The organism is cf. Phormidesmis sp. LEGE 11477 (assembly GCF_015207105.1).
Classification (GTDB): Bacteria; Cyanobacteriota; Cyanobacteriia; order Phormidesmidales; family Phormidesmidaceae; genus Phormidesmis.
This window is the reverse complement of the sequence record NZ_JADEXO010000169.1, coordinates 1-10,281: the sequence shown is the minus strand read 5'-3', so window position 1 is coordinate 10,281 and position 10,281 is coordinate 1. Positions and strand designations below refer to the sequence as shown.

The window sequence follows — 10,281 nt, the reverse complement described above, 5'->3', positions numbered from 1 at the left end:
GGGTGTGGGCGTTGGGGTGGGTGTGGGCGTCGGTGTCGGTGTGGGCGTTGATTCTCTGACGGCTGCCCCCGTGATTGAAAGCTGGCTCGACTCGGTAGCGTTGCTTTCAATGATGAGCGTGGCGGCGCGATCGCCTGCTGCTTCGGGCTCAAATAATAGCGCTACCTGGCAGCGTTCGTTCGGTGCGATCGCCGCTGCTGTGCAATCTTCAGTCGTAATCGAATAGTCTGCTCTTTGCGGGCCGACGATAGTGATGGATGCGATCGCCAGTGGCACGTTGCCGTCATTGGAAATGGTAAAAGACTGCTGAGTCCGCTGACCAACGACGGTACGGCCAAACGCTAGCGCTGTTCTATCAAACCTAAACTGAGCGCCCGATTCCTCAACGGGTACGGGCTCTTCCGTTTGATCCTCATTGTCTTCTATTGAAACGGGTTCTATGACCGCCGGGTCTCTATCGCTGAATGCCCTGACTGCCACAAATCCAACTATCCCAGCTAGAATCACACCGAGCGTGATCGCACTGCCAATTGCTAAGGATGACCAGCCTGCCGAACTGCCGCTGCTCACTATCGCCTCAGACCCACCCGGTGTACCTGGCTCCCCTTCAACGTTCTCAACCAGCGGCGGCGCGATTAACCCTAGATTGTGCCGGCTGACCGCCGCTCCTCCCTTATCACCTATGTGCTCGCGTAGCCTCAGTGCCCGCGATAGCAGCCCTTCTGCCCGGTCACTCCCAGTGGTCAGTGCCTGCGTGCCTAGCTGATGCAAAGACCAGGCTTCGGCTGCGCTATTTCCCGCTTGCTCGGCTGCATACAGCGCGTGGTTCATGGTCTGCTGCCACTGGGCCCACTGCCCAGATAGCGACAGTGACTGATCTAGCCCTTTGCACAGTTCTAGGCTTTGCTGCCAGTTGCCAGTGCTTTGAGTCCATTCCAGTAAATGCGCTAAGACGTCAGGCTGGGCAGTCTGTGTCGTGACCGACTCGCAGAAATAGTCAGTTGCTCTAGCCAGCCAGGGCTGTGGATCGAAGCTCTGAATGGCGGCTTCAGTCAGATCGGCGCTGAGCTGATAGCTATTGGTTAGACTACCTGCTGCAGATTCGGCGACAGATTCGAGCAAATGCAGATCGGCTAGCTCACTGAGTACGCTGGCAGTATCAGGCACGTCTGACATGGCTGCGGCCTGTCCTGCAGTTAGGGCAATCCCGCCCATGGCACCCATCAAGCCTAGGATGCCTTTTTGCTGTGGAGACAGCCGCGCACTGAATTTGGCAAAGAGCGATCGCGTCTCAATCTCACCAGACTCGGCCCGCATTGTCTCAACGATGCTCACCAGAGACTGATTGGCCGAGCGAGCTTGAGCGGCAATTCGTCGAAGGTGTAGCGGATGGCCCGCTAGCTCTGCGTGCAAAAACTGGGCAGATGCCTGTTCGGGTTCGCTCAGGGGGCGACGAAGTTCTGTTTCGAGCAGTGCGATGCTGTCTGGCAGGGGAAGTCCAGGAAGGGCGATTGCCGCGCCATCTTGCCAGTACACCTGAGTCTGCGACACCAGCACAAACCCGCAGTTCGGCAGGATAGACAGCAGTTCTCCGATCTCATCTTTAGTTAGCTTCAGTCCGTCTAAAATTACCAGCGCCTGCTTGTCTTTGAGTGTTTGCCGTAGCTGTCCCTGACTAGGCTTAAACGCAGGCATCGCTTCATAAAAAGCATCGTAGAGAGACTGTAATAAATCTGCGGCGAGCTGGCGCTGTACTGCCAGATACACAACCCCATCTGTGAACGCAGCCGTAATCGACGCATCATGCGCCAAATGTCGCATCAGCGAGGTCTTACCAAATCCAGCTTCTGCAAACACCTCTACTGGCTGCTTTTCTAGCAGCGCTGCACTCACGACTGGCAACACCGTCTTGCGATCGAGCAGATGCTTGAACGGCCTTGGTCTAAGAGAAACTGGCGTGGGGCGAGGGCGAATAGTGGGTGGCGCAGCGACATTGACCACGCCGCCCGTTTCTACGTTGTATGTGTAGCTAAAAGCCTGGTTATTGTCTCCGACGATGAGCTGACCGCTCATGTTACCGCCGATGCTAATGCTGATATCGCCCTCAGACGGACTCAGCGCTGGCGCAGGTTCCATCAGCGTATCGGCAATCGGTGACTCTAAGCGCAGCAGCAAATCTTCTTGCCACAGAGGTGTCTTCTGTCCTGGCAAACGGCCACTGATTTTAGCGAGCTGAACCCAACCTAGATCGAGTTCGGCTGTTGCCTCGCCCAGAAATTGCCGTAGCTGGGGCAATAGTACTCTGGGGTCGGGTCTGTGGTCAGTGGGTATCTCGCCCTTTGCAGTCTCAACCGCTTCTATGGCCACGTAGAGTAGATGATCTTGCTGACGTAGACCGACTTTGGCTATCAAACGTCTTGGCACTGCTTGCTCACTGCCGGGCTGCTCACTACCAGACTGCTCACTACCGAGCTGAGTGCGACTGAGCTTTGTATTGAGTGAGGCCGCGATCTCCTTAGCGTAAGCCGCTTGATCGGTGCGATTAACGACTGCTCCAGGCAAACTTTCTACGTCAGAGTCTACGTCGGAGCTGGCTACGTCGGAGCTATAGGTAGTCATTAAGTAAGTAGTTGAGTAACTATTAACACGAGGCGCTTCTCCAAAAATATGACAATTTTGGTAATGCCACGGTACCCATACGGGTAATTCTTAACTACTTTTCTCGATCATTTCGCCATTCCTTCATTGCTTCTTCCCAGTTCGCTCTTCGTGTGGTGACTTCACGCTCTTCTCATTTAAATTTTCTGATAGGACGTTCTTGATTCATAATGGAAAGGTTTTGTTTTACCTGATCTGTCCATCATGCGTAGCCTTTATTGCGGTCAACTTCGAGCCGAGCAAATTGAGAAAACGGTCACGCTCTATGGCTGGGTGGATCGTCGGCGCGATCATGGCGGGGTGGTATTTTTGGACTTACGCGATCGCACCGGCACGGTTCAAATTGTCAGCGACCCCGAACGCACGCCCGCGTCCTACCCGGTGGCTGAAGACGTTCGCAATGAGTACGTTGTCAAAGTGGTGGGTAGGGTGACGCAAAGGCCGCCCGAATCACTCAATGAAAAGCTGCCAACCGGACAGGTCGAAATCTACGCCGACGAGCTGACGATTTTGAATGCGGTTCGCAAGCAGATGCCGTTTCAGGTGTCTACGGCTGAAGAAGAAAACGTGCGAGAAGATTTGCGGCTGAAGTATCGGTACCTGGATCTAAGGCGCGATCGCATGGCCCGCAACATGCGCCTGCGCCATGACGTGATCAAAGCCATTCGCCGCTTCCTCGAAGATCAAGAAGACTTCATGGAAGTAGAAACGCCGATTCTGACCCGCTCTACCCCAGAAGGTGCGAGAGACTTCATTTTGCCTTCTCGCGTCAATGAAGGTGAATGGTTTGCGCTGCCTCAATCGCCTCAGCTATTCAAGCAGATTTTGATGGTTGCTGGCGTCGATCGCTACTATCAAATCGCTCGCTGTTTTCGAGATGAAGATTTGCGCGCCGATCGCCAGCCCGAATTCACTCAGCTCGATATGGAAATGAGCTTTATGGATCAAGAAGAGATTCTAGAGCTCAATGAAAAGCTGATCGCTCATATCTTCAAGGCCGTCAAAGGTATTGATATTCCCATGCCCTTTCCTCGACTGACCTATCAAGAGGCAATGGATCGCTACGGTTCTGATAAGCCCGATACCCGCTACGGTATGGAGCTAGTAGACGTTTCCGACATTGTTAAAGATTCCGGGTTTAAAGTCTTTTCGGGGGCGGTGGCTAGCGGCGGACAGGTAAAAGTGCTGCCGATTCCAGGCGGCAATGATGCTATCTCTAATGTGCGAATCAAGCCAAAAGGAGATTTGTTCAAGGTAGCAACCGATGCGGGCGCGCGGGGTGTGGCCTACATCCGCGTGCGCGAAGGCGGCGAAATCGATACCATCGGCGCGATCAAAGATAATCTCACTTCTGAACAAAAGCAGATTCTCTTAGAAAGAACAGGGGCGCAGCCAGGCCATCTGTTGTTGTTTGGCGCAGGCGATATCAGCACCGTGAACGCCACCCTAGATAAGCTGCGTCAGGCGATCGCATCCGAACTGAAGCTCATCGACCAAAGCAAAACCAACCTGCTATGGGTCACCGATTTTCCCATGTTTGAATGGAACGCAGATGAAAACCGCTACGAAGCCCTGCACCACCCGTTCACCGCGCCCCATCCAGACGATGTAGCAGATCTCACCACTGCCAGGGCAGTCGCCTATGACATCGTGTACAACGGCTATGAGATTGGCGGGGGCAGTTTGCGGATCTACCAGCCTGACGTACAGGCCAAAGTATTTGAAACCATTGGCCTTTCTGATGAAGAAGCCAGCGATAAGTTTGGCTTTTTGCTAGAAGCCTTTGAATATGGCACGCCGCCGCACGGTGGGATTGCCTACGGGCTAGATCGACTGGTGATGCTGCTAGCGGGTGAGCAGTCAATTAGAGATGCGATCGCCTTTCCTAAAACCCAGCAGGCGAGAGACTTGCTCACCAATGCCCCGTCTAGTGTGGATAGCAAACAGCTCAAAGAACTCAGCGTTGCTTCTACCTACAAACCCAAGCCAAAAGAGTAAGCCCAAGTCAAAAGACAGCATGAGATAGGTTTTAATCGTCTCTATTTTGCAGGTGATCGCGTTAGAATTTTGGCTAATGCGATCGCCTAATGCCCTTTCTACTTTTTCATGTTCATTGCGCTCATTATTGCAGTCGGCCTGTTGCCAGCGCTTCTTTCTCTCATCGTCGGCCTGCGGGCTCGCTCCACCTTTGACACAGAAATACATCTAGCTACCGACTTCACCGCTAGTGAACGCCTACGTCGAATTCGCATTCGGCCTCGCGACCCTGATGAGCATTACGTAGAGGGGATGGGTCTAGTCATTGGCGATATCACCTGCCAACTGAACGCCAGGTCGCCGTTTTTACGCTGTGCGCCCAACCCTAGCGGGCCGTGCGAAGGCTGCCGTGAGTATGAAGGTAGGGAGTACGACGAGATGAAGTCCGACGAAACTGAGCATTAGACGAGAACGTCTGCGATGTATAGTTGCAGTGACTTTAGAAAGGTATTCGTGGGTACCCTTTTGAAAAATTCTTGCAAGTAGATGCTTTATGAGACTCCAGGCGCTGTCTTTCTCAAAAAAGAACCTCCGACGAGTGGTCGTGGGGCTTTCTTGTCTCACGTTTACTGCGAGCTGTGCGCCCGCTAACTTGGGCGAAGTAGCCCCCTTAGCGCCGTTGGTCGAATCGCGATATCAGGTGATTGGCGCGGCTGAGACGCTGAAGTCGCAGTTTTCGCCCACTGATTCTGAGTACGTGGTTGGCCAGCTCGCCTATGTCAAAGCCGCCTCTAGTGTGAATGCGGTGATTCAGCAGCTGATCTTGAGCTTGCGATCGCAAACCCGGCTCTCCTCTGCTAGTGCGACTGAAGAAGACAGTATTTATGGCTTAGAAAACGACATTGAAGACGCCATTGTTAATAGCCTGTCTTTCTATATTTTTGTAGCAGAAAGCGTTTGCGATCAGCCAGCCAACAGCTCATTTTGCGAAGACGCAGAAATCCTTGAAGACACCAGAGGCTTTGAAGACGGATTGCTAGGCAGCACGCTGATTGGCCTAATTCCTAGCGTGTCACGGGCGATTATTGAGCAGTCTATCGCCCAAAGAGAAGCCGATGCCGAACGCCGCGACGAGCTCATCATTCATCTAGAAGGGCTGCTGCTAGAACCCTTTAGCGAAGTCGGCAACCGCCAGGACGAAGGATTTCCATAGCGCTTACTTTACAGTGCTTTAGGACCGAGTTTAGCCATTAGCTGTACTGGTGGTACTAGTGAAGGAGACTTAGGAAGGTTACCTAGTCAACCGGACTTGCCTCCTCATTTTAGACTGTCTCCTTCTAGATAAGTTGCCGGTCTCTTCTGACACTGATAATTGAGTTTGTATGGAGAATGGCTTTGTTGCATTCATACCTTTTGGGACATACCGAGAACGTGTCCCATTCAATATCTCATGGCTTTCTCAAAAAGCTTTAGGCATACCATGACACGCTATTGCAGTTGTCATGGTATGCCTAGTCAGCCACTATCAGTTTCTTTAAATCCCACCAAGCGCTCTCAACAATCTGCTGCAATAGTGTAGTCATGTCGTAGCAACTGTTGTCGCCAAACGCAACACTAAGCTGTCAGTCGCTATCGCACTTCTTGCTGTGCTTCCATATACGCTCGTAGTAACTGATTAATCTGTGTTTGATAGCCCCGTCCGTGAGACTTAAACCACTCCAACACATCGCTATCAATACGGAGCGTGACTTGAGCTTTGCCTCTTTTAGCCGGGGAACCTCGTCGTACTACTGCCTTAGCAAACATTTCTGGCGTAACCTCTGGGCAGTCTGATAAATCAATATCTTCATCGCTCATAGCATCCAACCGTTGCCAGTCAGTTTGAGAGTTGCTCGAAGTAGGCTCGTTGTTCATTTTTCGTCGCTTTTCTTGCAGAAATAATGCGAATGCGCTCCTCACGTTCTGTATTGACAACGGCAATCACTCACCCTTGAAGCAACCCGAATGTGACAAAACGCTGCTCTCCATAATCGTAACTATCATCCGCAGTTGAACTAGCCTACAAAAAATATCTAATACCGCGCTTTCAACCAGGGAATCGCTCGCGTTAACTTTGTTTCATAGAGACACGATCCCTGCCAATCCTTCTCCATACAAACCACAAGATAGCTAACATACAGACAATTTCAGCAGTTGCGAAAAAGTAGTAAGAATAGGTCGCACTGCCACCGCCCACCACAAACAGAGTCGTGAATGTTACGGCAAAGGTGTTGAGCCAACGGCTCGTTCTGTCCGATAAAATCAAAGACAGAAATATCATTGCTATCGGAATTTCCAGAAAAATAGAGAAAATTAGCAATATCTCAGGTGTCACTGGGAATCCAAAAGATCCTTCAATAATTTTCTCTAGCGTGCCAGGGTGAATAAAGCCAACAATGTCGGCAAAAGCAATATTAAACATCACCACTATCCAAAGAGCCGAGATCTTTATTTTTGTAATATCCATTGAGTTTAGTCTCTTATTTTTAAAGGTCGTCTGGCACAATATCGATATCTGTTACTGAATACATCTGATCCGCTAAACATTAATAAGATTCATTCCTTACCTGAAACCCACTGTGCTAGATAGATATCTTGGCAGCCCTCCTTACTGCAAGGAATGATTTTTTTAGTATGTTTTCGCAGGTGACTTGAGCAATCTAATGGTAAAACTCAACAGCGGCTGACTAGTTGTCTCTGACTGACTTAGATATCTAATACCCGTTGCAGCAAGGTGTTAGTCTGCTCCACAGTGATGTGTACACAAGAAGCACGTCCGGTTTGTATTGTGAGCTATCGCGACATCATCACAACCGAACCCGATAAGCGTGGCGGTAAGCCATGCACCTGGCGGATGCGAATTGCTGCTTGAAACTGCTTTCCGACCAGAATCTCAGCCGAAAGCTGGTGAATCGATTGGCTGATGTATTTCCTGATTCGAGTTATGTTCGATTTCATGACTTAGCTGCTGAAGAATATGAGTGCGACTAGGGATGTCTTACTCCAGAAGCCAAGCGAATAATTCTTGGATCGTAAGCTTTAGCTCACTTGCAAATGATGGTGCGGGAATAACCTGTTTAGGTTTGTCCAGCACTTCAGGTTCTTGTTTTGGGCGATAGATAAATACAGTTTGCTCTCCTGGATCAATCAACCAACCGACTTCGGTTCCGTGCTGTAAACAGTGCAGGATATTCTTCGTTACTCTTGTCTGACTCTGCTCGGGAGACAAGATTTCAATCGTCCAATCTGGTGGGGCTAAGAAAGAATCAGCAACCTCTCCATTCTCATCGCGCGGAATTTGATCCCACAGAAAAACTGCAACATCAGGAACAGTAGAACGACCGCCAAAGGTACACCGTAGTTCAGGAAATGCGCGAGCAATGCGGTTACGTTTAACTACCCCATTGATGGCGGGCACCAGTTCTCCCTGAATAACGCTGTGTTTTCCTTTGGGCATCGGTTTTTGAATAACTCGGCCATCAATATATTCACTGGCAGGTTTCGTTTCAGGTAACTGTAAAAACTCTGCCAAGGTCAGCGTTTTAAGGGGTGCTTGTACCATTAGGGTTGACCTTTGTACCTACCAAATCTGAAACTACCGACTATTCTATCTAGGAATTAATAAGGAAACTCGAGGCACCTTAGATCTCATTCCCCTATGACTATCACAAAGCGCTTTCAGGGTGCTGCTTTTGCAATTCTCTCTATCAAGCGATCGCACTCAGCTTCTGTTGTCAGGTAGTGAACGCAGGCTCGCACGCAGTTGGGCGATAGTAGGGTGCGTAGGTAGATTTTTTCTGTTTCTAACTGTCCTACTAGCGTGCTGTGTTGTTCTAGATCTGGCTGTCCGACTCCATTTAAGAGCTGAAAAGAAACTAGTCCCGATGGCGGTGGAGCTTCCTTTAGCAGACACTGCACATTGGATAGCACGCTAAGTCCTTTCCAAAGCCGAGCGCTAAGCTCGCAGATCCTGTTGTACCTATCCTGGCTACTGCCCCAAGCGGCTTGAATCTCTAGTGATTCTCGCAGCGCTACCCACAGACCATAGTCAGAGGTTGCCACTTCAAACCGACGGCCATCTGGTTTCCAGCCCGTCGGATTAGCCTGACTATCGACCTCTACACTGCGCCAGCCGATAAAAGCAGGAGCAGTTTCTGCAAGAACTTCTGCTCTGGTATAAAGTCCACCTAGTCCTGCTGGACCGCAGCACCATTTGTGCCCTGTAAAGGCATAGTAGTCTACCCCTGTTTCTGGCAGCGTCCAGCCAGGCTGATCGAGCGGCAGTGAGCCGACGGACTGAGCCGCATCGATCAAGACTTTTGTCTGGGGTGAGTTGGCATGACAGATATCGACGAGTTCTTTGAGCGGCAGTAGCTGGCCCGTGTTCCATAAGATATGGCTGAGGATGACTAGGCGAGTCTGCGGCATTAGGGTTTGGATGACTACCTCTAACGGGTCGGCTCCCTCTAGCCAGCTAGAGATTGGGCAGGTGTCGATAGCAACGCCGTATCGTCTGCTGATTTCACGAACCGCTGCAATCACACCGGGATGTTCGCAGTCGCCAATGAGGATGCGATCGCCTTCCTGCCAATCCAACCCCCACAGCGGAATATTGCAGCCTACGGTGACGTTCTCAGTCAGCGTAATCGTCTCTGGTGGTGCGCCGAGGGTGCGGGCGATCGCGCCACGAACCTGCTTACCCTCCATCGCTATCCAGTCGCCAATCGTGCCCGAAAACGGGCCTTCTCGCTGAATTTTGATCTGCGCTTGGTGCATGGCTTCTACAGCGCTATTCGCCATCGGCCCCTGGCCACCGTAGTTGAAGTATTGCTTGCCAGTGAGGGCGGAAAACTGCTGACGATGACGAACTACAGAGTCAATTTCTGGCATGGGCTGGGGGGTTACTCATGAGGGTTGAATTGCTATAGTAAGTCTCGCTGAAACGATCTGACCTACGTCGATAGCTATCAATTCATCAATAGCTGTTAGTCAGTATCGATAATCTCCCTTCGGCTCTTGCACCCGGTTTCCTAAGCATGCCACTTCCTCGCTCGCGCCAAAAAGTACTAACTTGCTTGAGCTTCATACTGATCGCCCTCAGTAGCTGTGGCGGCAGAGCATCCCAGTGCAATCAGCTCATTAGCGCCATCAACCGCGCTGAGTCATTTGTTGGGGACTACGAACAATCTATCAATCAGTCGCTGACACAAATATCTGGAGCCCAAGGGTTAGAAGACATTAAGACAGCCGCGAATAGCTATATAGAGGCCGTCAGTGAAGCGAGCAATCAAACTAGCACACTCGCTCAAGACATCACGGATCTAAACCTGGCTGACGATCAGCTCAGCGGCTATCGCGATCGCTATGCCAATGTACTCACCCAGTCCGCAGACGCACTCACAGCCGCTCAATCAGCCATGCAGCCAATCGCTGACGCCGAAACAGAAGCCGACTTCAGCGCCAGCTTCAATACCTTCCAAACACAAACCAGCACTGCCTACGAACAGCTTCAGACCGCCGATAGCAGCGGCAGTACCCTCATAGAAAACATCAACACCTACTGCGCTCCGTAAATCATAATCTCCACTCCCCCATTCCCTATTCCCC

10 protein-coding genes are annotated in these 10,281 nt (G+C 51.1%); 5 read left to right on the top strand and 5 right to left on the bottom strand.

Translation table 11 applies throughout. The features are described 5' to 3' along the window. On the bottom strand, positions 1-2,619 hold a 2,619-nt coding region (locus IQ256_RS27095), incomplete at its 3' end, for a choice-of-anchor D domain-containing protein (RefSeq protein WP_193858809.1). Positions 2,620-2,862: 243 nt separating this feature from the next. On the opposite strand from IQ256_RS27095, the gene aspS reads away from it, so the two are divergent. From aspS to IQ256_RS27080, 3 genes are all read left to right on the top strand, one after another. Continuing rightward, entirely contained in the window at positions 2,863-4,656 is a 1,794-nt protein-coding gene (gene aspS / locus IQ256_RS27090; protein ID WP_193858808.1) for an aspartate--tRNA ligase, read from the top strand. 108 nt (positions 4,657-4,764) lie between these two features. After that, positions 4,765-5,100, top strand: a complete 336-nt coding sequence (locus IQ256_RS27085; protein WP_193858807.1) for a DUF6464 family protein — start codon at positions 4,765-4,767, stop codon at positions 5,098-5,100. 88 nt (positions 5,101-5,188) lie between these two features. Further along, a complete protein-coding gene (locus tag IQ256_RS27080) occupies positions 5,189-5,848 on the top strand; it encodes a hypothetical protein (RefSeq protein WP_193858806.1) in 660 nt (219 codons plus the stop codon). Positions 5,849-6,264: 416 nt separating this feature from the next. Here IQ256_RS27080 and IQ256_RS27075 read toward each other — a convergent pair whose 3' ends face one another. Together IQ256_RS27075 and IQ256_RS27065 are read right to left on the bottom strand one after the other, a co-directional pair. Beyond that, positions 6,265-6,549 carry a BrnA antitoxin family protein gene (locus tag IQ256_RS27075; protein ID WP_193858805.1) on the bottom strand — a complete coding sequence of 95 codons (285 nt, stop codon included), beginning with the start codon at positions 6,547-6,549 and terminating at the stop codon, positions 6,265-6,267. Between the two features lie 193 nt (positions 6,550-6,742). Then, positions 6,743-7,141: a DUF6326 family protein gene (locus IQ256_RS27065; protein ID WP_193858804.1), complete on the bottom strand. Its 399-nt coding sequence runs from the start codon at positions 7,139-7,141 to the stop codon at positions 6,743-6,745. 374 nt (positions 7,142-7,515) lie between these two features. Between IQ256_RS27065 and IQ256_RS30585 the strand changes: the two genes are divergently transcribed. Then, the gene (locus IQ256_RS30585) at positions 7,516-7,665 is read left to right on the top strand and encodes a DUF5615 family PIN-like protein (protein WP_370623561.1); all 150 of its coding nucleotides are present in this window, start codon (positions 7,516-7,518) and stop codon (positions 7,663-7,665) included. 7 nt (positions 7,666-7,672) lie between these two features. On the opposite strand, the gene IQ256_RS27055 is transcribed toward IQ256_RS30585, so the two are convergent. Continuing rightward, positions 7,673-8,236: a Uma2 family endonuclease gene (locus IQ256_RS27055; protein ID WP_193858802.1), complete on the bottom strand. Its 564-nt coding sequence runs from the start codon at positions 8,234-8,236 to the stop codon at positions 7,673-7,675. Positions 8,237-8,352: 116 nt separating this feature from the next. Further along, positions 8,353-9,564, bottom strand: a complete 1,212-nt coding sequence (locus IQ256_RS27050; RefSeq protein WP_193858801.1) for an aminotransferase class V-fold PLP-dependent enzyme — start codon at positions 9,562-9,564, stop codon at positions 8,353-8,355. A gap of 146 nt (positions 9,565-9,710) precedes the next feature. Here IQ256_RS27050 and IQ256_RS27045 point away from each other — a divergent pair, with 146 nt between their 5' ends. Then, a complete protein-coding gene (locus tag IQ256_RS27045) occupies positions 9,711-10,247 on the top strand; it encodes a hypothetical protein (protein ID WP_193858800.1) in 537 nt (178 codons plus the stop codon). Positions 10,248-10,281: the final 34 nt, after the last annotated feature.